At 36.3% G+C, this 22,993-nt stretch carries 23 protein-coding genes; 12 read left to right on the top strand and 11 right to left on the bottom strand.

Features of this window, described 5'->3' with window-relative positions:
• The first annotated feature begins 13 nt into the window (after positions 1 to 13).
• The 4 genes from PWP26_RS05605 to PWP26_RS05590 are packed head-to-tail and all read left to right on the top strand — an operon-like array spanning position 14 to position 4,144.
• Complete coding sequence (locus tag PWP26_RS05605; protein WP_301399170.1) at positions 14 to 751, top strand: lipopolysaccharide kinase InaA family protein; 738 nt, start codon at positions 14 to 16, stop codon at positions 749 to 751.
• Between the two features lie 35 nt (positions 752 to 786).
• Positions 787 to 2,346 (top strand): glycosyltransferase family 39 protein, encoded by a 1,560-nt coding sequence (locus PWP26_RS05600; protein ID WP_028841483.1) that lies wholly within the window; start codon positions 787 to 789, stop codon positions 2,344 to 2,346.
• A 9-nt stretch (positions 2,347 to 2,355) separates the two neighbouring features.
• Complete coding sequence (locus PWP26_RS05595; RefSeq protein WP_273010612.1) at positions 2,356 to 3,408, top strand: glycosyltransferase family 4 protein; 1,053 nt, start codon at positions 2,356 to 2,358, stop codon at positions 3,406 to 3,408.
• Entirely contained in the window at positions 3,377 to 4,144 is a 768-nt protein-coding gene (locus tag PWP26_RS05590) for a hypothetical protein (RefSeq protein ID WP_273018741.1), read from the top strand. The genes PWP26_RS05595 and PWP26_RS05590 overlap by 32 nt, the downstream gene beginning before the upstream one ends.
• Before the next feature lie 31 nt (positions 4,145 to 4,175).
• Here PWP26_RS05590 and PWP26_RS05585 read toward each other — a convergent pair whose 3' ends face one another.
• Entirely contained in the window at positions 4,176 to 4,301 is a 126-nt protein-coding gene (locus PWP26_RS05585; RefSeq protein WP_268745241.1) for a hypothetical protein, read from the bottom strand.
• Positions 4,302 to 4,484: 183 nt separating this feature from the next.
• Between PWP26_RS05585 and PWP26_RS05580 the strand changes: the two genes are divergently transcribed.
• Both PWP26_RS05580 and PWP26_RS05575 read left to right on the top strand, forming a co-directional pair.
• Entirely contained in the window at positions 4,485 to 5,870 is a 1,386-nt protein-coding gene (locus tag PWP26_RS05580) for a methyl-accepting chemotaxis protein (RefSeq protein WP_301399167.1), read from the top strand.
• A 171-nt stretch (positions 5,871 to 6,041) separates the two neighbouring features.
• A complete protein-coding gene (locus PWP26_RS05575; RefSeq protein WP_287568597.1) occupies positions 6,042 to 7,235 on the top strand; it encodes a radical SAM protein in 1,194 nt (397 codons plus the stop codon).
• An 87-nt stretch (positions 7,236 to 7,322) separates the two neighbouring features.
• Here PWP26_RS05575 and PWP26_RS05570 read toward each other — a convergent pair whose 3' ends face one another.
• Positions 7,323 to 7,628: a hypothetical protein gene (locus PWP26_RS05570; protein WP_038060523.1), complete on the bottom strand. Its 306-nt coding sequence runs from the start codon at positions 7,626 to 7,628 to the stop codon at positions 7,323 to 7,325.
• Positions 7,629 to 8,239: 611 nt separating this feature from the next.
• On the opposite strand from PWP26_RS05570, the gene PWP26_RS05565 reads away from it, so the two are divergent.
• The 6 genes from PWP26_RS05565 to ahbD all read left to right on the top strand — a co-directional run bounded on the left by PWP26_RS05565 (position 8,240) and on the right by ahbD (position 13,249).
• A complete protein-coding gene (locus tag PWP26_RS05565) occupies positions 8,240 to 8,674 on the top strand; it encodes a Fur family transcriptional regulator (protein ID WP_038060522.1) in 435 nt (144 codons plus the stop codon).
• An 18-nt stretch (positions 8,675 to 8,692) separates the two neighbouring features.
• Entirely contained in the window at positions 8,693 to 8,980 is a 288-nt protein-coding gene (locus PWP26_RS05560; protein ID WP_081856507.1) for a FeoA family protein, read from the top strand.
• Positions 8,980 to 9,948 (top strand): orotate phosphoribosyltransferase, encoded by a 969-nt coding sequence (gene pyrE, locus PWP26_RS05555; RefSeq protein ID WP_051754586.1) that lies wholly within the window; start codon positions 8,980 to 8,982, stop codon positions 9,946 to 9,948. The genes PWP26_RS05560 and pyrE overlap by 1 nt, the downstream gene beginning before the upstream one ends.
• The gene (pstS, locus tag PWP26_RS05550; RefSeq protein ID WP_301399163.1) at positions 9,945 to 10,988 is read left to right on the top strand and encodes a phosphate ABC transporter substrate-binding protein PstS; all 1,044 of its coding nucleotides are present in this window, start codon (positions 9,945 to 9,947) and stop codon (positions 10,986 to 10,988) included. The genes pyrE and pstS overlap by 4 nt, the downstream gene beginning before the upstream one ends.
• 207 nt (positions 10,989 to 11,195) lie before the next feature.
• Positions 11,196 to 12,167, top strand: coding sequence for a metallophosphoesterase (locus PWP26_RS05545; RefSeq protein ID WP_248700015.1), 972 nt, complete (start codon positions 11,196 to 11,198; stop codon positions 12,165 to 12,167).
• 11 nt (positions 12,168 to 12,178) lie between these two features.
• Positions 12,179 to 13,249, top strand: coding sequence for a heme b synthase (gene ahbD / locus PWP26_RS05540; protein WP_038060583.1), 1,071 nt, complete (start codon positions 12,179 to 12,181; stop codon positions 13,247 to 13,249).
• Here ahbD and coaBC read toward each other — a convergent pair.
• The 9 genes from coaBC to PWP26_RS05495 all read right to left on the bottom strand — a co-directional run.
• On the bottom strand, positions 13,210 to 14,421 hold the full coding sequence (gene coaBC, locus PWP26_RS05535) for a bifunctional phosphopantothenoylcysteine decarboxylase/phosphopantothenate--cysteine ligase CoaBC (RefSeq protein ID WP_273010607.1): 1,212 nt from the start codon (positions 14,419 to 14,421) through the stop codon (positions 13,210 to 13,212). The genes ahbD and coaBC overlap by 40 nt on opposite strands.
• Positions 14,422 to 14,445: 24 nt before the next feature.
• Entirely contained in the window at positions 14,446 to 14,886 is a 441-nt protein-coding gene (locus PWP26_RS05530; RefSeq protein WP_038060518.1) for a hypothetical protein, read from the bottom strand.
• Between the two features lie 514 nt (positions 14,887 to 15,400).
• Complete coding sequence (locus PWP26_RS05525) at positions 15,401 to 17,971, bottom strand: hypothetical protein (RefSeq protein WP_287568598.1); 2,571 nt, start codon at positions 17,969 to 17,971, stop codon at positions 15,401 to 15,403.
• Complete coding sequence (locus PWP26_RS05520) at positions 17,972 to 19,210, bottom strand: DUF1156 domain-containing protein (protein ID WP_051754584.1); 1,239 nt, start codon at positions 19,208 to 19,210, stop codon at positions 17,972 to 17,974.
• Positions 19,207 to 19,560, bottom strand: a complete 354-nt coding sequence (locus PWP26_RS05515; RefSeq protein WP_038060515.1) for a DUF86 domain-containing protein — start codon at positions 19,558 to 19,560, stop codon at positions 19,207 to 19,209. Before PWP26_RS05515 ends, PWP26_RS05520 begins: the two co-directional genes overlap by 4 nt.
• Positions 19,553 to 19,849, bottom strand: coding sequence for a nucleotidyltransferase family protein (locus tag PWP26_RS05510; protein ID WP_038060513.1), 297 nt, complete (start codon positions 19,847 to 19,849; stop codon positions 19,553 to 19,555). The genes PWP26_RS05515 and PWP26_RS05510 overlap by 8 nt, the downstream gene beginning before the upstream one ends.
• An 11-nt stretch (positions 19,850 to 19,860) precedes the next feature.
• Positions 19,861 to 20,349: a nucleotidyltransferase domain-containing protein gene (locus PWP26_RS05505; protein ID WP_051754583.1), complete on the bottom strand. Its 489-nt coding sequence runs from the start codon at positions 20,347 to 20,349 to the stop codon at positions 19,861 to 19,863.
• Complete coding sequence (locus PWP26_RS05500; RefSeq protein ID WP_287568599.1) at positions 20,349 to 21,872, bottom strand: DUF1156 domain-containing protein; 1,524 nt, start codon at positions 21,870 to 21,872, stop codon at positions 20,349 to 20,351. Before PWP26_RS05500 ends, PWP26_RS05505 begins: the two co-directional genes overlap by 1 nt.
• Before the next feature lie 2 nt (positions 21,873 to 21,874).
• Positions 21,875 to 22,993 (bottom strand): DUF3883 domain-containing protein (locus PWP26_RS05495; RefSeq protein ID WP_301399156.1); only part of this gene is annotated, 1,119 nt, incomplete at its 5' end.

Raw genomic sequence — 22,993 nt, 5'->3', positions numbered from 1 at the left:
TAAAATATTAAACATGTATGTTTCAAAGATCTCTGATTTTGAAGTTGTTGATGCACATTTGCCGTTTTTTTATAAAATTTTCGACCCTAATTTGTTAAGACTCAACCTACCCGCTCCTTTTTTTGAACGAGAAAAACGCTACAGACAAATCAAAGGTTATGAGGTAAACGGACAGAAATTTTATATCAAAATCTATACTGCCCACTTTGAGGAGGCAGAGGCTGAGTGGGAAAATCTTTTAAAACTAAAAACTTTAGGGTTTTCTGTCCCTGAACCTTTTTTCAGGCACAAATCTTTCGATAAGGTTGAAATAGCAACCTTTGCCCTAAAAGGAGTCCCCCTTTCAAGTTTAATACCAAAGAGCCAACAAAACCAAGAATTTTTACTCTACAGACTTGCAGAGCTGATTTCAAGAATGCATTTAAAAAATTTTTTTCATCAAGATTGTTATCTAAACCATTTTTTCTGGGATGAACATAGCCAAAACTTAGGGTTTTTAGACGTATCAAGGGTTATCAAAGATCCCAAAATTCCCCTAAGTTATCAAATTAAGGATTTAGGCCAGCTTGGCTATTCTTTTGAGGAGTATTTTGGAAATAGCGGACCGATCCTATTTGAGAAGTTCCTATCTTATTATTTAGGTCTGGTTAACCAGTCTTCTAAAGGGTTGCTAAAATTTTTAGTAAAACTCAAGGTCTGGTTAATCAGAAGAAGAACACTCAAAGCCAAAAAAAGAGGAAAAAAACTATAATTTTAATTTCTTGAAATTAAGCTAAAATAGCGGGTATGAAAGACAGGATTGATAAAATCGGGATAGTAGTTTTACTCGTTGGATTTGTCCTCAGACCCTTCGAGTTCTGGTCGATAGAGCTTATTTCTCGCGATTCTCCCCTTTATCTTTATCAGGCGATGGTCCTTGCTACAGGCAATCTCAATCTTTTAGACCTTTGTGGCCTTTCTTCAAGGATCAAAGAAATTAACCTCTTTTCAGTTGCGATCGTTCCGTTTTATTATCTTTTTAGAGATTGGGAAGTTGCAGGAAAGTTGGTTTCTTTTGTCTCAAGCTCTCTTTCTTTGGTTTTGCTTTATTCAATCATGAGAAGAGTTTTTAAAGCTCCTATCCTTTATTTAGTTTTATTAGCCTATAGCTTTAATCCAACCTTGATAAAAGAGTCTGCAGAGGTGATGAGGGAGTCTTTTTTTACCTTTTTAGTCCTTTTGGGAGTCTGGTTTTTTATAAAAGGTTATCAGGAGTCAAGCAAAAAAAAGGTTATTCTTTTTGTGTTAGCCAATCTTTTCTGGGTTTTATCTTCTTGGGTAAGGATTGAAGGAGTATTTCTCATAGGGTTAACTTTCTTGTACCTTCTTTTCTGTTTTATCTTTGGAAAAGACAAAAAATCAGCCTTAAACACCTTGGTTAGCTTTTCTATAATACCTTTTATCCTTCTTTTAGTGGGTATAGGTTATGTAAGTTTTTATAAAGGGTTTTTTTTGGTTGAATTAAAGGGCAAGCTTTCTTGCTTAAACCCCTTTGAACAGCCCTTCGCAAAAGAGTTAAAAAACTTCAGGTATTTAGACATTCCTATGCCTTCTCCTTATTTCTGGGACATTTTAAAACAGAACCTTTGGCTGATTGCCTTTGGAACCACTTTTTTTTATAAGTTTATCCCTGCTCTACACTTCCCTATCTTTCTTTTATTTTTAGCAGGGTTTAAAAACTTAAGAAGTTTTCTTAAGGAAAACCCTTTAACTACCTACTTTTTGGTAGTTTCAGTGGGATATTTTGTGGGACTCTGGTATTTTACCTTTGCTAAATGGTATATGGAAAAAAGATATATGTTGCCCCTTCTCTATTTTGTAAGCCCTATCGTGGGATTAGGGATTCTTAACGTTAAAGCCTTTTTAGAACGGAGATTTAGGCTTTCTTCTACCAAGATTATAGGACTTCTTATGGCCTATATCATAATTTTTTCAGGTATTAAGGTGTTTCAGCCAGAAAGGGTAGATAAATTAGGGATTAAACAGGTAGCCTTAGATATAGCAAGGTCTCTTCCAGAGGAAGAACTAAAGGTTTGCTCGGAAAAAGCCTGTAAAAATTTAGTTTTTACCAGAGAAGGAAGAATTCTTTTCTATGTTTCAAACTACAAAAAAGTTCCTCTGTGTCCCGCAATCGAATGGCGAGATTTTTATGTTAAACTTGGGAAAAAACCTGTGGATGAGGTGGTAAACTACATCACTTCTAAAGGATATAAATTTGCTATCCTGGAACGAGAGATATTTAAAGAAAACACCTTTGTTTTAAAACAACGGTTAGAATCCTCAGGTATCAAAGTTTATGTTTTATAGCGTTTTTGGATGAAAAAAATCATTCTTTTAAGGCCAAAAATAGGTTTTGGAATCGGAGGGGCTGAGGCCCACGCAGCAAACGTAGCCTTAAAGCTTTTAGAACGAGGGTTTAAGGTAGGACTAATTGCCCATACCATATCTTTCCCAGAAGAGATCCTAAAAAATTTGGAGCTATATCAGGTAAAATGGAAAGGCTTTGGGTCAGTACCCAAACATCTTTTTTTTATCTATCAAGCCAAAAAAATCCTTGCCAATCTTTCTTCTTATAAACTCATAAGCTTTTTTCGCTATCCCTATCCTTCTGACCTCTTTATCCTTTGCGACCCTTTGATAGCCTTTTTACAGCAACAAAAAGCTTCAATTTTTAGACGTTTTAGCCTTAGATATAAAATCCTTCTAACCCTTGAAAAAAAAGCACTTATTAACGCAAAAAAGGTGGTTTCTCTTTTTTGTCTTGGCAAAGAGTTGATCAAACAGTTTTATCCAGAGGTCTACAGTAAAACTGTAGTTTGTCATAGGGGAATGGATTTTAAAAGATTTAACCCATCTTTGAAAAAGCTAAAAACAATTTATAGAAAAGAAAAAGGCTTTGACGAAAAAGATTTTTTGCTTCTTTTTGTGGGGTATGATGCCAAAAGGAAAGGGCTTTCTCTTTTGATGGAGGTTTTACCAGAGCTTCCCGAAAGGGTTAAGTTACTTGTTGTGGGGAGAGAAGGAGTCTCAACCAGAAGGGTGCGTTTTTTAGGTAAAATTCAAGAAGTAGAAAAATACTATGGTATGGCAGATCTTTTTGTTCTTCCTACGAGGTATGACCCTGGAGCCATGGCAACGCTTGAAGCTTTAGCTACGGGAACTCCTGTGGTTACCACTTTTTATGATGGGACAAGTGAGTTTGTTAAGGAGGGACTTAATGGATTTGTGGTAAACCGAACAAAAGAAGACTTAAAGCAGGCAATTTTAAAGGCCTTGAGCCTTAGGTTTGATCCAGAAAGGATTTCGCAAACTGTAAGTCATCTAACCTGGGATAGTTATGTGGACTGCCTTATTTCCCAACTGGAATAGTTTTAGGTTTTACTTTTTTTCTGAAGAAGCTAAAGAGGTTTTTAATCAGCTTAAAACAGCCCCCTTTTTGGCTAAACCTAATAAAATTACTCCGTCTCATCTAAACTTTTTGATATCTTTGGAATCTTCCGGAAAAATAGACTTTTTTCTTAAGGCGTTTATCCCCAGGTTTTTTAAAAAAAACAGGGTAAAAAGTTATTTAGAGGTAGTAAAATCCTTTAAAAAATTAGAGGTCCCTATAGTCGAACCGTTGTTTTTGTTTTGGAAAAGTCCTCAGGTTGCGTTTCTTAAAAAAGAGACCTTTTACGGAGGAATTGTTTTCCCCTACCTTCCAAAAGGCTTTTTAGGTTTTAAGGACTTCTTAGGAAGAGAAGGACTTTTAGAAGATTTGGTCAGGTTTTTGTTTGGTCTTCATCAAAAGGGTGTTTTTATAAAAGATACTAAGTTTAATAATTTCTATCATACAAATGAGGAAGGGTTTAAGATTTTTGACCTTGACGGGGTAAGGGTGTATAAAACCCCACTCGATAAAAAGCTCCGTCTAAAAGACCTATCAGCCCTTGCTATGACTTTAGAATGGAATGGTATGAAAGAGGCAACAAAACGCATTTGGGAGGTTTATGCAAGCCTTTATTCAGGGTTAATCCCAAAAGACTTTTGGTTTTTTAGTAAACAGGTAGAAAAAAGAAGAAAAAAAAGAGAAAAACATTTTGCCCTAACCCGCAGAGAAGTTTAACCCCAGGGTTAGATCAAAATACCTTGTCTGTCTACTGCTTCATTAATGCTGCTTCGTTAAAACCTTTTTCACTTCCTAAGACACACTTGAACTCTCCATCATCCTCTGCTAAAAGTGTATTAGCCAAAAACTCTTTCTTACCCCTACTGTCAGCCAAATAAACACACCTACTTCACCTTGTTTTTCAAGTATCCCAAAAAATTATCAAAAAATTACAAAATTTTACAAAAATCTACAGTTAAGCCATCTTTAAATCTTCAAAAAATCAAAACATTTTTCTGGCATTAAATTTGAATATCTACTATAAGACCATCGATTGAAGAGTTCAAAGGAGATGAGGATGTTTAAGTTTTTAGTTAGCTGGAGAATGGGTAAAGATTTAAACAAAAATGGGAAAAAGCCTTACAACAATCATTTTATGAAAGAGATAATAAGAAACGCCTTAAACCTTGTGGAACTTGCGCCTTTAATCAATAAAGAATCAGAAATTCTTAATGAAGTTACCAAAGAACTTAACCTTGAGATTAAAAGCATTAAAAAGGAAGTTAACTCTTTAAAAGAAACAGCCAGCCAAATTTCTTTTTCCTCTATGGAAAACTTAAAAAGGGTGGGTATAGTTAATGAAAACGTGGAACACATAAAAAGAAGTTTTAAAGATACAGAACAGAGCATGCTTTTTGTTAAAAAAGCTGTAGATGAGCTTGTTGAGGCCACTAAAGAAATATATAATACCGTTGAGATTATATCCACTCTTACCAAAACCATAAACAAGATTGCTGATAAAACCAAAATTTTAGCTCTAAATGCTTCTATAGAAGCTGTAAGAGCAGGACAAAATGGTAAGGGATTTGCGGTAATAGCTCAAGAGGTGAGAGAGTTAGCCCAGGCAACCACAGAAGCTACCAAAGATGTTACCATAAAAGCAAAAGAAGTTTTTGGCACCATAGAAAAAATAAAAGAAAAAATGTGCGCCATAGACCATCAAGTTCAAAGAACCTACAACCTTGTTTGTTTAAACCGAGAAAAGTTAGAAGAAATTAATCAACCTATTAAAGAACTAACTCTTAATGCAGAAAGTCTAAATGAAATTTCAGCTAACCTTGACGGAACCACAGCTACTCTTTCTAATACCATCTCCAAACTCTCTGAGCTTATCGAAAAAACCACTCATTCGTCTTCAACATTAAAAACCTATTCAGAAAGGCTACACTCCTTATCAGAAGAGCAAATTTTAACAGTTGGAAAGGCCAGGGTTGACCTCTACGACTATGCAAAAGAAATAATTCAAGAAGCTGCTTCTTCGTTTGAGCTAAGGTCTATGCATAGACCTACCATGGAAAACTATCTAAAGAGATTGATACAACAACATGAAATATTTGAACTTCTTTACATCACAAACGACCAGGGCATCCAGATTACAGACAACATTGCTCGTTGGGATTTCAGAGCAGCCTATGGTTCAACAGGATATGGAGAAAACTGGTCAAGTAGACCATGGTTTATAAACGTAAAGGAAAGCCTTGATACCTATATTTCAGATATCTATGTCTCCTTAGCCACCAATTCTTATTGTCTTACCATTTCCTGTCCTATCTTCGACGATAAACACAGACTGATAGGGGTGCTTGGTGCAGATTTAGATCTAAAGAAGGTTATAGAAGGTGATAGATCATTAACTCAAAAAATAAATGGCCTGGATAAAGTTGATACAAAAACCCTCTCTTAAAGATGTCTAACTAATATCCATTTTGAGCTTCTAAAATAGATTTCTATCTCCAGTTTTACCCATAACTACTAAAAGGACCCATCCCTTTTTTACACTCACCCCCTTTTAAACCTTGACTTTTTGTGAAAATTGATTATTTATTATAACAAATAATGTTATTTAACGTTAACTATGATAACATTAGAAAGTTTTCTTAAAGAATCATTTCCTACAATTTATCACATTTCTGTTACTGGAAAATGCAACGCAAGCTGTGAAGGCTGTTTAAACGGGTTAATCTATGGTGAAAGGAGGGCTTTTGCCTCTTCTTGGGAGGAAGATCCAGAAAAAACCTTTCAGGCGATAAACTGGCTATTAGATCAAACAAACGGAAATCCTGTCTTTATAGCCTTTTATGGAGGAGAACCTCTTCTTGTTTTTGAAAAAGTCCAAGATATTTTTTACAGAATAAAAAGTTATTATCCACAGAAAAACCTAAAGTTTTTTCTTTACACTAACGGAAATCTCCTTAGAAAAGCTGTAGAAAAGGACCCAGAGTTTTTCAGCCAGTTAGAATTATTGATCATCTCTATCGATGGAACAAAAGTTCAGCACGAAAGGGTAAGGAAAGGGACCTCATTAGACCAGATTGAAGCAAGTTTGGAGTTTTTAAAATCTCACTGCCCCACAAAAGTCCTTATGTGGTCTACCTTAAGAGAAGAAATGAGCTTTAGAGACTGCTTAGAGGAGTTTTTTAACCTTTATCAAAGGGGGCTGGTTGACTTTTTCTTTTGGCATTTGATAGAAAAAGATTGTCCTATAAGAGATTTCTCTAGTTTTAGAGAAGGTTACTTAAAAGACCTGACTTATCTTTTTGAAAGATTTGTAGCTGGGCTTTTTCAAGGAAAAATTCTTCCAGTACTTCCGTTAGCTGAGCTTTTCTTTTTTTTATTAAAAGGAATCAGAAGAGGCCAAACTGGGTGTGGAGTAGAAAAAATGAGAAGTTTTGATGTTCTTGCGGGGAAAATTCTCCCGTGCGTAGACATGGGAGAAGAATTGATTTTAGCTGATTTTCGCAAAGATGAAATTAAAAATCTCGATTTATCAAAATTGCAGGACAAACTTTTATCCTTAGTTTCTTATAAGGACTGGTTAGGCTGTAACACCTGTGAGGCAGAGTTTTTCTGTGGTGGAAGATGCCCTGTACTTATTAAAACCTCACCTGAAAGAGCGATGCAATACTGTGTTCTTATTAAAGATCTGGTTAGTCTGGCCCAAACCTTTTTACCTGAAGTCAAAAAAGCCCTAAAGGCCCACAACCTCTCAGAAGAAAACCTTTATTATCCCTATGGCTACCTTAACCTTCTTACAGACGTAATCCCTTAACATTAGAATATCTTCTGTTCACCTCAATCAGTTAGCCAAGCTGTGTTAGATCAGAAATATATGTCCTTGAAATGTTGGTTAGTTAGATCATTTTTCTGTCCCTGAAAAAGATTTCCCCTTCATTTTACCTCCGAATAATTGGGTAAGCAATTCATCAAGTTTCCTTTTTAATTCTACCAGGTAGAACTTATTATAATGTTCCTTTAAAGCTTCTCTTACTTCCTCGGGCACTAATGAACTCTCCATGATTCTCTGGTAAGGGCTCTTTCCTACCTCATAAATCTGGTTCACCAAATTAACTTCATCCTCGGTATCATACCTCCAATACCCTACAAGCTTCCTAACCTTATCCCCTCCTCTTTCCTCCCTATGCGCATTATACCCTAACTCCACTTGAGCATACTTTCCAAAATCAGCTAAAATCGAAACTTTATGATAGATGAAGGCTTGAACTTTATATTTTCTCTTAAGACTTGAGTTCTCAAATTTCCTAAGGATTCTTTTTAGAGTTCCAAGGGAAATAGTTTTAGTTTTGTTAATAACATTAGTAAAATAATATTTTAAAAGTCCTTCTTTGAGTAAGAAGTCAATGGTGAGAAGGAGAACAGGATGAAGTCTTTCGGAAAAGGGACAAAGAAGGATTTCCCAGTAAATTTTAATGAGTTCTTGGTGGAGGATTATGGTATTTGGAAGCGTTTTTAGCGGTTTCTCTTGAGAGTTGAGTGAGGTTGCAAAATTGTGATAGAATTTAAAACTTTAACTTTTTTGATTTAGCTTGGTTGTATTGAGAGGCTAATTTTTCAACTAACTTTTCCTCCCTGTGCCTTAAAATTTTAGGTATCAGGGAGGAAATTTTAATTTCAGGGGCAGATTTTTGGTCTAACAACCCTTATTTCAAGGACATTTTTATGATCTAATGCGAACACTTGACATTTTAGATTTGAGTAAGTATTATTTAAATTAATTGAATTTGAAAATCAAATAAGCTAAATGGAGTTTGTTTCATGTTAGAAGAGGTGGAAAGTTTTCGTAGGTTCATCAAGTCTAAGGGATTAAAATATACTCCAGAGAGAGAAGAGATATTTAAAGAAGTGTTAAGTTGTTCGGGTCATTTTGATGTGGAAGATATCTATCTTAGTTTAAAGAATAAAGGGCATAAAATTTCTAAGGCCTCAGTTTACAGAACCATTCCTCTTTTGATAGAAGGGGGTTATATTCAAGAAGTTTACAGACAAAGTGGTCGTTCTTATTATGAAGTAACCTTGAAAAAAAAGCCTCATTTACATTTTATCTGTATAAAGTGTAACCAGGTAGAAGAGCTGGTAGAAAATAAATTGGAGGAGCTTTTACAAAAGGAAATGAAAAAGATTTCTTTTTCCCCTCTGACCTACCATCTTGAAATTTTCGGGGTATGTAGTCGTTGTAGGTATAAGGAATAGAGGAGGGATTTTTTTCTTATGTTATTGGTAGAGGCTAAATGTGGTGATAAGGTAAAGATAGAGGATTTTTTAGGAGAAGATGCTATAATAAAAAAAATTGAGGCAATGGGATTAAGAAAAGGAGATGTGTTTGAGGTGTTAAGGGTCTGGGGGAGGAATTTTTTACTTAAAAACGATACGTCCAGAGTGGTTATAAGTTTTGACATAGCTAAGAATATAGTGGTAGATCTTTTAGGTAAAGTAGTTAAGCCCGAATGTGAATGTAAGCCTTGTAAGAAAAAAAGACATAGGTGGGGGTGGTTTTGATGGAAAAACGTCAATTTACCCGCATTCCAATTCCAATAGATGTGGAGTTTCTGGTAGGAAACAGAAGTTACACAGCAAAGATTAAAGACATAAGTTATGGAGGAGTATTCTTAGAAAGTGATTTTTGGCCTGAACTGAATCAAGAAGTAGTATTGGTATTGTTTTTAAGCCCTGAAGTAAAAATTTTTATCAAAGGAATAGTTGTTAGGACAGTTCCAGGGCAAGGTTTTGGTATAAAGTTTACTTATATTTCTCCAGAAAGTTTCGAGCATCTTAAAAATTTGATTTATTACAATCTTCCTTCTGAAGATAAAGCGTTTAAGGAACTAAGAAGGTTTTTAGGGAAAGCTCATCCTTTAGTGCAGAGTGTCATTGAAATCTGTATAAAAGCCAAGAGGGATGCTCTTTTAGAATTTATTTTGGAAAGGGCCTTTCTTTATTCTCCAGATAAGCCTTTTGTTTTAGCAAGCGGAAAAGAAAGTCCTTATTATTTAGACTGCAGGAAGGTTACCCTTTATTCTAAGAGCTTTGAGTTAATAGGGTGTGCCTTTTGGCAAGAAATAAGGTTTCTTGGAGTTGATGGAGTTGCAGGTATGAGTATAGGGGCTGACCCTATAGTTTGTGCCATCCTCTCTAAGGCACAGGAAGAAGACTATCCTTTAGAAGGGCTTTTGATCAGGAAGGAACCTAAAAAATATGGAACCTCTAAACAAATAGAGGGAAATGTTTCGCCTGGTATGGAGGTTGTTTTGGTAGAAGATGTGGTTACTACCGGAGGGTCTGTAATAAAGGCTATAGAGGTCTTGGAAAGGGAAGGTATCAAGATAGTAAAGGTTATGGCGTTGGTTGACCGAGAAGAAGGGGGTAAAGAAAGGATACAAGAAAGAGGATATGAATTTATGTCGATTTTTACCTTCTCTGAAATCACTAAGGCTTATGAAAGAAAAATGCAGGGGGGAAATTTATGAAGATAAAATCCTTATTAGGATTTTTTTTAATTTGGGTGGTGCTTTTAGGTTTTTATGGTTGTAAAGGAGGAGGGGAAAAGCCTTCTAAGCCCTCTAAATTCATTAACGGAGCAGGGGCAAGTTTCCCTTACATTCTTTATGCTAACTGGGCGAACGAATACTATAAGCTTACGGGCGTAAAAATAAATTATCAGTCTATAGGTTCTGGAGGGGGTATAAGACAGATTATCGAAAAAACCGTTGATTTTGGCGCTACTGACAAGCCTTTAACTCCTAAAGAGGTGGAAGAAAACAAACTTATTCAATTTCCTACGGTTATTGGAGGGGTGGTTCCAGTAGTGAATATTCCGGATATTAAAGAAAAAAGTCTGGTTTTAGATGGAAAGACTTTATGCTATATCTTTTTAGGTAAGATTAAAAAGTTTAACGATCCAGAGATAAAGAAACTTAACCCTGATTTGGTTTTGCCAGATAAAGAAATTTTAGTGGTTTATAGGGTTGATGGGTCAGGTACTACAGCCATATTTACCCATTATCTTTCTCAGGTATGTACTGAATGGAAGAAGGAGGTAGGTACAGGCACTTCTGTAAGCTGGAAAACGGGAGTAGGTGCTAAAGGAAATGAAGGAGTTTCTAACTATGTAAAAAAGACCCCTTATACGATTGGATACATAGAGTATGCTTATGCTCTACAGAATAAACTTTCTATGGTAAGTTTAAAAAATGCCTCAGGGGCTGTAGTTGCCCCTTCTGAAGAATCCTTTAAAGAAGCGGCTAAGTCTGCAGACTTAGACCCAAAGAAACATTTTTATGCTTGGATTACCAATGCACCCGGAGAAAAAGCCTGGCCTATTACAGGATTAACCTATATCCTTTTATCTAAAGATAAAGAAGAGGTTAATAAGGAGGTGGTTAAATTCTTTGAGTGGGCCTTTAAACAGGGCGATGCTATAGCAGTGAGGCTTGCTTATGTTCCTCTTCCAGAAGAAATAAAAACTAAAATTTATAAATACTGGGAGGAAAACAGGGTAAAACCATAAAATTTTGATTTTATGTTCTGGTTTCTTTTAATTTTTTTTACTGTATTTTCTCTGATCTATCTCTATCTTTATCTTACTAAGATTAGGCCTTTAGTTAAAAGGCGTAATCTCCGTAAATTTATTGTTACTGTTTTTATACTCCTTGTATTTTCTCCTGTTTTTATAAGGTATACTGACCAACATTTACCTCCTCTATTTTCAAAGTGGTTGGCTTTTTTAGTGCTTATATGGATCGGTTTTGTGCTTTATCTTTGCGTTTTTTGTGTAGTTTTTGACTTAATAAAGCTCGTTTTTCGCTGGAAAACCCTTACTTCAAAAAAGATTTTGTTAGGTGCCGTTTTCTTAGCCGTTGGTTTTTCTGTGTATAGTTATTATGAAACCCTTGGTTTAGAGGTGATACGACTTCAGATAAGGACTGATAAGCTTCCTCCTCAAGTAAGTCGGGTTAAGATCATGCAGATCTCTGACCTTCATTTAGGGCCTGTTTTAGGTCAAGAAAAGATTGAACTAGTTAAAAAAGTCTGGGAAAAGGAAAAACCGGATTTGATAGTAAATACTGGAGACCTGGTTGATGGAAACATGAGAAAAAAAGACCATCTGGCAGAAGAACTTGCTAAAATCACCGCACCTCTTGGGAAATATGCGGTGATGGGAAATCATGAATACTACAGAGGCTGGAAACAGGCTTTAGAGTTTATAGAAAAGTCAGGGTTTAAGGTATTAAAAGACGAAACAGAGGTAATAGCAGGTTTTTTGGTTTTGGTCGGACTTGACGATAGAGATTGTCGTTATTATAAAGCCTGTAGTCCAGGTTTTGATGAAAACACTTTTTTGTGTAAAATCCCTCGAGATAAGTTTGTGTTAGTTTTAAAACATCAACCGGTGGTTCAAAAAGAAACCATCGGATGTTTTAACCTTATGCTTTCTGGTCATACCCACGGAGGACTCTATAAAGGGATAGGCTCTTTTTTAGTTAGACTTTTATACGAAACCGATAGGGGATTAAAATATTTGGGAAAGGGGTCTTATCTTTTTGTATCAAAAGGGGTTGGGACCGGAGGCCCTCCTATGAGGTTTTTAACTCCTCCTGATGTGGTTATCATAGAACTGATAAACATAAAAAATGAAAAGCAGCCTGAAGGTAGAGCAGTTCTTTTACGAGAAAGATATAAAATGTGAGGGTAAAAAGGATGGAAAAAACATTTAAGCCAAGGCTTATTGCCTGGGAACTTACCAGAAGTTGTAATTTAGATTGTGTGCATTGTAGGGCAGCAGCCTCTAAAGGTCCTTATGCAAATGAACTTACCACAGAAGAGATTTTCAGAATACTTGAAGAAATAAAAGAGGTGGCAGAGCCTATCATCATCCTTACAGGCGGAGAACCTTTATTAAGAAAAGACCTTTTTCAGATAGCTAAAAGGTGTATAGATTTAGGGTTTAAACCGGTGCTTGCTACCAACGGTACTCTTATAACCAAGGAAGTAGCCCAACAAATTAAAGAAACAGGCATTTCCAGGGTTAGTATCAGCCTTGATGGAAGTACCCCGGAAAGCCATGATAATTTTAGAAAAGTTCCAGGGGCATTTGAAGGGGCTTTAAAAGGGATAGAAAACTTAAAAAAAGTGGGGGTTCCTTTCCAAATAAACACCACGATTACCCCACAAAATTTAGAAGAACTCCCTAAGGTACATGAACTTGCAAAATCCTTAGGTGCGGTGGCACATCATATCTTTTTGTTGGTCCCAGTAGGAAGAGGAAAGGAACTTTCCACAGGTGGTATTAATGCAGAGAAGTATGAAGAGATTTTAGGGTGGTTTTACGAACAAAGAGATAAGTGTAACCTTCAGCTTAAAGCTACCTGTGCCCCTACTTATTATCGAATTTTAAGACAAAGGGCTAAAAAAGAGGGAAAGGACGTAACGGTTGAAAACTTTGGACTTGATGCCATGACCAGAGGTTGTCTTGCTGGTACAGGATTTTGTTTTATTTCTCATGTAGGGATAGTACAAACTTGTGGATACTTAGAGGTGCCTTGTGGTAACCTTAGAGAACAGACGTTTAAGGAGGTTTGGGAAAATTCAGAGGTATTTAATAATCTTAGAGATTTTTCTAAGTACAAGGGAAAATGCGGAAGATGTGAATACATAAGGGTTTGTGGAGGTTGCCGTGCCAGGGCCTATGAAGCTACAGGTGATTATTTAGAAGAAGAACCCCTATGCCCTTACACCCCGATTAAATCAAACAAAACCTTAGCTAAGTAAGCCTTAGAAACCTCTTTAAATTCAAGTTTGTCTTTGGGGGTGAAAACGATAAAGTCAGAGGATTCGGCAGACAAGGTGCTTATGGGATTGGCTACGATAAAATCGAAGTTCTTTTCTTTTTTCTTGAGAAGGGCGTATTTTTCTAAATTTTCTGGAGTTTCCAAGGCAAAGCCTATCGTTATCTGGTCTGGTTGTTTTTGAAAAGAAAGAGTTTTGGCTATGTCTTCTGTTAGCTCTAAGTCTAAGGTTAGGATTTCTTGTTTTTTTATTTTACCACTGAAGGCTTGTTTTGGTCTAAAATCACATGGAGCAGCTGCAAAAATTGCCAAATTACACTTAGGAAAAAGTGTTTTAGCTACTTCTAACATTTCTTTGGTGGTAGATACTGAAAAAACCTTAGGATAAGGTATTCCCAAAAAATCGTTTATCCTTGGAAAGATACCTGGAAGTTCTTTCCCACCCCAGATAAGATATACCTCAGCCCCCCGATAATAGGCCTCTTTAGCCAGTAAAAAGGCCATTTTCCCAGAGGAATCGTTGGTGATAAACCTAACCTCGTCTATGTACTCTCTGGTAGGCCCACCGGTAATCAAAACCTTTTGCCCTAACATATCTTTTTTTACAAAATGGGCTTGAAGGGTTTCAAAGATTTCCTCTACCTCTGGTAATCTGCCTTTACCTGTGGTATTGCAAGCAAGAGCCCCAGATGCAGGTTCATAAACCCTGTATCCCCATGATTTTAAGGTTTCTACATTCCTCTGGGTAGCAGGATGCTCCCACATGTTCGTATTCATAGAAGGAAAAATGTATACAGGAGTTTTGGTAGCTAAAAGTGTAGAAAGTAAAAGCTCATCTGCCTGACCTGAGGCAAGTTTAGCCATAAAAGAGGCCGTAGCAGGTGCTATTATTACAACGTCAGGAAACTTGGCAAGGTCTATATGCAAAATTTCTCCTGTTGGTTTAAAAAAATCTTCGTCAGTATAAGCTTTTTCTCCAGAGAGACTTGCAAAAAGTAAAGGAGTAACAAACTTTTCAGCACCTTTAGAAAGGATAACTTTAACGTTGGCTCCAGAATTTTTAAGCTTTCTTATAAGCTCACAGACCTTATAGACAGCTATTCCACCTGTGAGCCCTACAAGGATGTTTTTCCCCTTAAGACCATTAGCTACCAATCTTTTCTCCTTTAAAACTTAAAATTAATTCTTATTAAAGATGATTACGATCCTTAATTCAGTAGAAAAATAACCTTCAGACACAGAGATAAAGGCATGCCCTTCTGGGCGTTTGTAAGCTACAAAGGTAATCTTAGAGGTAAAACTTCCCACCTCTTCCCAACCGTTGTTTTTCATCTGAACTCTATAAAACTCTAACAAAGAATTGGCTTTGTAGTTTCCTTTAAAAACCAACATCCCGGTAATTATTTTGTCTGTTTTTAAAAGGGCACTTTGTTCTCCCTGATAACTAAGGTCTTTTAACACAGGAATAAACGGAACAGGATAATACACAAGGTCTGGGTTATTACCTGTTACGTTTACTTCTTTAGTAACATCTATAACCTCTTGAGCAGAAAGATCCTTAAGGTTAACCATTAGACAAAGAACTGTAAACACCATAAGTAATCTTACCATCTTTTTCATTTTTGCCTCCGATAAAAAAGTTTTGGCTCATAAAAATATTATAAAGATAATTTAAGGTTTGTCAAAGTAAATAAGATGACTTACCTTTCATCTTTTAGAAAAGCTTTTTGTATGTGTGACAGTTTAAATTTGGAATCAAGTAGGCCCTTTTTATTTTAGGAGTCACAACAGAAAAATTTTAGCGTATTAGCTCAAAAATATATGTCTCTAAATGTTGGTTAGTTAAATCATTTTTCTATCCCTGAAAAATTTTCCCCTTCATTTTACCTCCTGGCAAAAACCACTTCCTCTAATTAAGTCTGCTTTATACGAATTGAAGCAAATGTTTTTAAAGAAATTTTATAAGGAGACACAATTCTCTTGACAAGTGTCTTGCACTAAATTAGAGAATATTTTAAAAGAATTAAAAACAGAAATTGAAAAATTCTTTGAAAAAAATGGTAATTAAGAAAGCTTTAAAATGGCTAACAAAAAATAATTGTATCTACAGAGACAGGCTCAAGTAGTCTATTCATTATTCAATCTTTTCATCTTCTATTTCTAAGCCCAGTTGATTTATTGCTTCTTTTATTTTGTCTTCATATTCTGTTTTAAGGATTTCTCCATTCTTGGCTGATATTTCTATCTTTATTTCAACATTAGAGAATTTTTGCTTAATAAAGTTGATTGTTTTTACTACATCTGATAGTTTTCCACTGGAAATAGAAAGTTTTAAAGAAAGTTGACGATACTTGAGTAGAGTAGTTGACGGCTCTATTATTACTATATGAGATGAGCTTGGCTCTTTTACTTTCTCTGCACCTTTTCCTGGAGTTTCTGGTTGATCATAAATCGGTTCTGGTTTGTATTCATTTTTTTCAACTTCACAAAGCTCTTTTTTAATTAAGACCTCTGTCTCTTCAAAATAAGGCTCCCCATCTGTTTTATAATACCTACACTCTATCTTTCCGTCTTCTAAATATCCAAGTCCAAATTCACCTAATCTTACCCCTTCTTTAATTGCCCTTGCTAATACCTCTTTATTCTTTATTCTTAATTCTCCTGGAATTTTATAAAATGAATCAAGTATGTTTTTTGTTTGGACATAATCTTTTATTTTCAAGTATTTTTCTTTCAATAGACGAGGACTTATTTTTTCAAGAATTTTACCCTCCTCTTTTAACCTGGTATAGATTTCATCCGTATATTCTTTTTTTCCTATATATGTAGGAGCTCCCAAATCTATTCTTTCTGGCTCATCTTTATTCGGTAAGAATACAATTCTGTATACTGACTTAATTCTCTCTTTTATACCTTCATTAAGGGTTTTGATATTTTCTTTTACTCTTTCTTTTTGGTCTGGTGTGAGCTCAAGATTTTTATCCTTCTCTATTTCTTCCCAGGCTAATTTCTTTCTTAACATATCCAAAATCTTACTTTTTTCTCCCTCCAGAGGACAAAGAAAAATCATAGTATTTCGGTAAACTCGTGGTCTCTCTCCATATGTTTCTATGAATTCTTTGATCATTGTTGGATTATTGCTTTCCATGATAATAAGCTTAAGTTTTTCTGAGTCTGGTATGTCCCTTGTATGTTTTGGGCAAATATATATATCAAAGTGTTCAGATTTTTTAAATACCTGCTTTAACAAATGTTCTTCCTCTTCAATTAATCTTGCTTCACTTATCCCGTCCATCTTGATAAGAAGAATGCGATTAAGGTTCGGCTTATTTGTGAAAAGATATATGCTTTCGGAGTCAGAAAGGTAGAAAAGAGTATTTCTTAACTTTTCTAAAGCTTCAACAATTATGCTACTTTGAAATTCTGGTCTTGCACAGGAAAGCTTAATTTCACTAAGAGTTGCGCCCTTTTCTGGTCCACCTGAAAAAGAATACATGAAAATGGTTGTTGCAATTTTTGTGCCCAATCTAAAGGATAAATAGGATAATCCAAGAGAGGCGTCTACTTTTTTAGCTCCAGAGTTTGAAGAAGTAATGTCAGCTGCTATTACGCTATCATATTCAGACCCAATATGTTTAATAAGCTCTCTTCTAATTTCTTCGTTGGATAGATCAATGTCCCCAAGGCTGATAAAAGGTAAGTTTGAATCTTTTAAAGACTTAACAACAAGGGCAAGGAGCCTTAAAACTCCTCTTGTTCTCTGAAAGGTTGGGAAAGAGCCCCATCTTTTGTATAAAACATCAATAACCTCTGGTTGAAAAGGATAGCTGGCCTTAAATCTTTGCTTGTATAAAACTTTGTCCATTTTTAAAAAGCCTTCTCTTTCTGCATAATCAGTAAACTCCTGGATTATTTCTTCAGCTAAACTCTCATCAACATACTTAAAAAGTCTTTTTCTTATTACATGGGCAACCTCTTCGTCTTCAATCGGTGTAAGAACCTTTTCCATCCTTCCAACAAATTTTTGAAGTTGTTGAAATCTTTTTTCTCCTTTTTCATCAAAATGTTCAAGCAGACTAGAAGGTAAAGTAAAAACTAATACAGCATTAGATAATGTTGACAAAGTCTCAGTAAGCTCTTGTATAAAACACAGGGTTTGATCTCCTAAAGTAGTATTCCCAACCTTAACTCCATCAGCTTTGATAGTATATGCAAGAATTTCATCCATAAGGATTAATAAAGGTTGATGATTTTCTAATACTTTTCTTAACTTCTCTTTACCAGGTGATATATTACCCTTTAAAATATCAACTTTACCTGTCAGTTGTCTTTCTATTTCTTCCCACAAGAAAGTGTCTCTTGGGTCAAATGCAGTTCCGCTGAGAACAACTACCTTAGCGTTGAATTCTGTCTTTGCTTTGTGGTATAAAGCTATCAAAGAATGGGTTTTTCCACCGCCGAAAGGTGTCTGAAGCTGTATAACCGAGTCCCCACCCCTTCCTTCAAGCCTTTTCCTTACCACATCAATTAAGTAAGACATTCCTTTTGTCAAAAAGGTCTTCCTAAAAAACTCTCTTGGGTCTTGATATTCGGCTGGAGCAGATCCTTTATAGACTTGCCATAGGTCAGCGGCAAATACATCCATCGTAAGTTTCTCTTTTAAGATATCATCATGAGGTACAGCAACTGTAGTAAAAGGTCTCATTTATAACAACCTCCCTTGTTTGTCCTTTATATCTTTTATTTCCAATATAAGCCTATCTTTCCCTGATAAAAAGCCATCAAGAAGCTTCTTTTCTTTGCTGTCGTTTGGTAAAGTTTCGGATACAGCTTGAGCAACTCGGTAAAAGGCATCATTCTCACCATATCCAGTCTCTTTAAGTACCCTCTTCATCTCATCTCGTCTTCCTTTAGACCAGTGGAGCAAAACTTGATGCAAAACATCTATCAAATCTTTTTCTCTCATGTTTTCAATGTCTTCTAATCTTCTGTCTTGTGGACCAAGAACCTTTATGTAGTTTCTATCCCTTTTGATGAAGCTTCTATTCCATACTCTTTCTAAATGAACGCCTATGCTTTGGGCAAGCTTTCTTGCCTCGTCAAACTCAACCTTAGCTTCCCTAAAAGACCATCTCCAAAGGATGTAAAACTTAGTCAAAGCTGAAAGCTCTCCAGCAATGCCATTGTGTAAAATCTGCTTTATTGCATACTCGGTTACCACCTCTCGCACAAACTCAAGAAGCTTATCTGCCCTTATCACATTTCCTTCGTAATCCATAACTTTTTTATACCTGCCAAAAACTTCTATGGCTGACCCTATGCAGGCAATAAAAAAATCTGGTCCAGCAATACCTTCTTCCCAAAGGAGGTTGTTAAAAATCCTTTCTCTTATCTCCTTTTTCACATCGCTAAACCATCCAATATCTTCCCTTTCCATCTTCCTACAAACTATGTAGATGGATGAAGCAAGGGCGGCAGAATCTTTAGCTATTAATCTGGTTTTCATCTCAGTATCAATAGGCCAGCTTGCCGTAGGCACTAACCCTGAGTCTAAAAGGGAGTTTATCATTGTTTCCCAACCAGAAGTTGACTTGTGGGTGTAAACAATTACCGCTATACCGTTTGGCTTTAAAACCCGGTAAATTTCCTGGAAGGCTCTTTTGAGCATAGTTTCAAAAAATTCTTTTGCTTTTGCTTCTCCTCCATGTCTTACCGGATTTGCTACAATTTCTTTACTCTTAGGAACCAATGGGGTAGAAAATAATTCTGGGTATAGATCTCCTATACTCCTTTTTAGCCAAACATAAAAGAAGTCAGAAAGTTCTGCATAATTGATATTATCATAATAGGGCGGGTCGGTGAAGACGGCGTCAAAGTAGTTATCTGGATAAGGTAGTTCTGTTGCTGAGGCTTGAAGGACTGTGGGGATTATGATTTTCTTCATCCTTTCTCCTTTTTTAGAGTTTGTTCTAACTGTTCCTTAAGCTCAGGTAAGTCTTCTTTTATAATTTTCCAAACAATACGATAATCTATAGTAAAGTAGCCATGGATCATTCTGTTTCGCATTGCTATTATCTTACCCCAAGGGATATGGTTGTATTTTTGTTGTATATCTTTAGGGATTTTGCTTGAGGCTTCTCCTATTATTTCAAGATTTCTTACTACAGCATCCTTAGTTTGTTCTGCCTTTTCAAAAAGCTCGTAATCCATTCCTTCAGTATACCTTTCAATCTTATTGATACTTTCTAAAATGTCTAAGATTAATAGTTTCCAATCCCTATTAGGTTTAGACATAGACAATATTGTCCTTTACTTTTTCCCAAAGCAAAGGTTTCTGTTTAAGTGCGCTTAGTGTTAAAACATCTACTTTTGTTCCAAAAAGATTTTCAATGTAGTCCCAAAATTCATAAAAATCTAATCCAACTGGTCTATCAAGTTCTACGATAATATCTATATCGCTTGTTTCCTTTTGTTCTCCTCTTGCATAGGACCCAAAGATGCCAACTATTACTACTCCATATTTTTCTCTTATTTCTGATTTATGCTCCGCAAGTATTCTCTTTATTTCTTCAATTGTTTTCATTTTTTATAACCTCAAGAGTGCCCTTCTTTTAAGGCTTCATAAGTGACAGTTCCATAAAAGTTCTTGTAAAACTCAAGATCCTTAACTGATTTTATTATCACATCACAAGGAATTAAGTAATAGGAAAGCCTTTCGGTAATTTCTTTAAATAATTTCTGTTTGGTTTCTTTAGCAACAGGTTGTTTTACAACAACAAGAATATCCCAATCGCTGTCTTTTCTTTGGGTGCCCCTTGCTCTTGACCCAAAAAGAATTATCTTTTCCCCTTCCAAGTTGTATGCTTTTAATGTCTCATTGATGACCTCTTTTATTATATCTTCTGCCATATCTTCGGTTACAAGCTCTTGATTAAAGGTTTTCCTATAAAGCTTTCTGGCAAGGTAAGAATACTGCGGGAATTCCTTTATGAACTGCAGATAAAGGTTTCTAACGCAATATTCGCATCCCCCATCAGCGGTAAGCATTATCTCTAAAACCTTTTTTGCGGTCTCTTTATCCATCATTCCTCAGTCTCCACCGGTGGGATTTGGGTGAGGTGGGAGAGGACGTAAATAATCCAACTTATAGCAGATTCCCAGTCAGCATTACCACCAAAAGGATTGACTTCCGAATAATCCCATGTCATAGCTAGAGCTTGTCTACCCATACCTGGATTTACTAATTCCCTGGTGTTATGCCAATATCCAAAAGTGGTAGCATAAATTGCCAACCTGTTTACTCCCAAGCCCAAATAACTCACAACCGCCTTAGCGTAATCTTTATCGTATCCCTCTTCTATCATTTTATTATACACAAGACGGACCTTTTCAGTAAAGGTAATCAGCGCTAACTTCTGGCGAGAGTTGAAAAGGTCGCCCCATTTTGTAAATCCGTAACCCCTCCCTGCTACTGTATTTGGGTCTTTGGTATTCATTTCTTCATCCGGCACAGGGTCAATTCCCCACTCTTCCCAGAGCTTTTCCCTCTTTTCCTCCAAATATTCTTCCGCTTTTCTATAAAATTCGACATCTCTTTTAGTTGCTAACCTGTAGGCTTTGCCTTGAGGTCTACTTAAGACAACGGCTACCATCCTTTGCCCAGCCTTCCCTTCTTGAAAAAGCCTTCTTACTTGCTTGTCATCAACCATGCCCCCGCAGACAGGGCAAACGGCGATGGCTCGAGAAACCGTCCCCTTTTCTGGCTCAAAGTTAAAGGGAACCTTCGGGCTAAATCCAGGGATAGAGCTCTCTACTACCTGCCATTCATCTCCGTTTTTCTTCACTATAGCAAACTCAACCCTTCCTTCATGAACAAAAGGATAGAGCGAAATCATCTTATTTTCCTTTCTTGCAAGCCAAAACTGGCGCATAAGCGGAGTTTCTGCTCCGCAAGAGGGGTTTTGACAAGGTATTGTCCTTGCCCAGATATAACCTGCTGGGACTGAGCCGTCCTCATCTGCAGGATAAAACTTTCCTATCTCCTCTCTTGCTTTCTCTAAAACCCACTCCCCCCATTTCCTGACATCCGCAATAAGCGGACTTTCTTCTTTTTCAAAATTGAACAAGCCTTCATCTTTTTTAACCTTGTTTTGTCTTCCATACCTTTGAGGATACTCAAGGGTGCATTTTAGAATAAGGACCGCAACGGGATTATACTCCACCGCATGGGTCTCTAACCCAAGCCTTAAGCACTCTAAGGGAATTGAGCCACCGCCAGAAAAGGGGTCTAACACGCGTAGAGGCTTCCCACCGTTTGTCTTAAGAATGTCTTCCCTTGCCTTTTGGATAAGGTCCTCTTTTAGAGAATTTTCCCATTTAGAAAGCTCAACGATGAATTTAGCCTTTTCCTTAGCTTCCTTTTCCGTTGATGGGTAAGGAATTAGGGCAGCATAAGTTGTTGCCCTTGATGAGGCAAGAGGACGCCTTGCCCACCAGATATGTAAGGTTGAAATATGCCCATGCCTTATGTTCTTCTCCCTTGCTGACTCTTCGCTAACCTCTTTTATAGGGAAGGTAACTTCAATAAAGCTCTTTTGCTCTTTCATCCTTATGCCCTCTCTCCTTTTTTCTTCCATTCTTCTAACGGAACAATAAACCTTACTACTTCTACCTTATCTTGAACTTTCAAATTCTCCGCAGGGTTGTTAATGATGTATAGAGTTGGATTTGTGATAGCGTTGCATACTATGTAGAGCCAGTAGTTTTCTTTAAAGCGTTTTGCCTTAAGCCATTCGTTGACGGTCAATGCTACATCTCCCTCATCTTTTCTTGCTTTTACCTCAATGTATCTTATCTCATCTTTTCCTTTTGACCTTATGTCAAACCCAAGGTTTTCTTTTGACACATCTTCAGGCTCCCTTCCTTGACTTCTTTCGTATTCCATAGCAATTTCCATACCTATTCTTTCTATCTCCTCATCGCTAACCATTTGGTCTGTTTTTTTAGGTTTAACCAAGATTGCCCCTTTGAACTGAGGCCAAGTTATGGTCAAAGTTTTTTCCCTTTTTATTTCTTCTTTAAGCTCATCTAAAGCCTTTTGATAATATTTTTTTCTTTCTTCTTTGTTTTGGATAGCTAACCTTACCTCTTTTCCTTTATCCTCTCTTTCATACAGCACAACAAGTTCTTCATCTAGCTTATCGATGAGATATTCTAAAGATTTGATACCGTATTTTTCTTTTATTTCAGCTTGCCTTGTCCTTTCTTCTTCAATTTCTTTTTTATACTTCATTATTAGTTGTCGAGCAAAGTTTTTAGTATTCTCTTTTCTCGAATTAAGATTTTCTAAGTTTGGCACTTCAGTTGGATTATCTATTGGAATTAGGTCCCAGATAACCGCTGGGTTTATTTCGGTAAAGTTTTTTTCCATATCATCGTAGATGGCAAAGATCCTCTTTCCTGCTGTTTCTCCTTTTCCATCTTTTACTTCCCCTTCAAAGAACCAAATGATACCGTTATATTTTCCGTCTGGGTCTTCAAACATAGCTCCCTTTTGAAGATTGTTTAGAAAGGTTTGATGTACCCAATCTATAAGCGTTTCAAGAAGCGGATGCCCAAAGGAGATAAATTCTGCATCAGGATTTTTAAAGGCTTTATCCTTATCAAAGGTTGCCTTAGGATATTTGGCAAGAGTTATGTTTTGTTTCTGAAGATCGGAAGAGCGTCG

Source organism: Thermodesulfobacterium sp. (genome assembly GCF_030445475.1).
GTDB classification, from domain to species: Bacteria; Desulfobacterota; Thermodesulfobacteria; order Thermodesulfobacteriales; family Thermodesulfobacteriaceae; genus Thermodesulfobacterium; species Thermodesulfobacterium commune.
The sequence above is the reverse complement of the archived record's forward strand: the minus strand, read 5'-3'. Positions and strand labels throughout refer to the sequence as shown.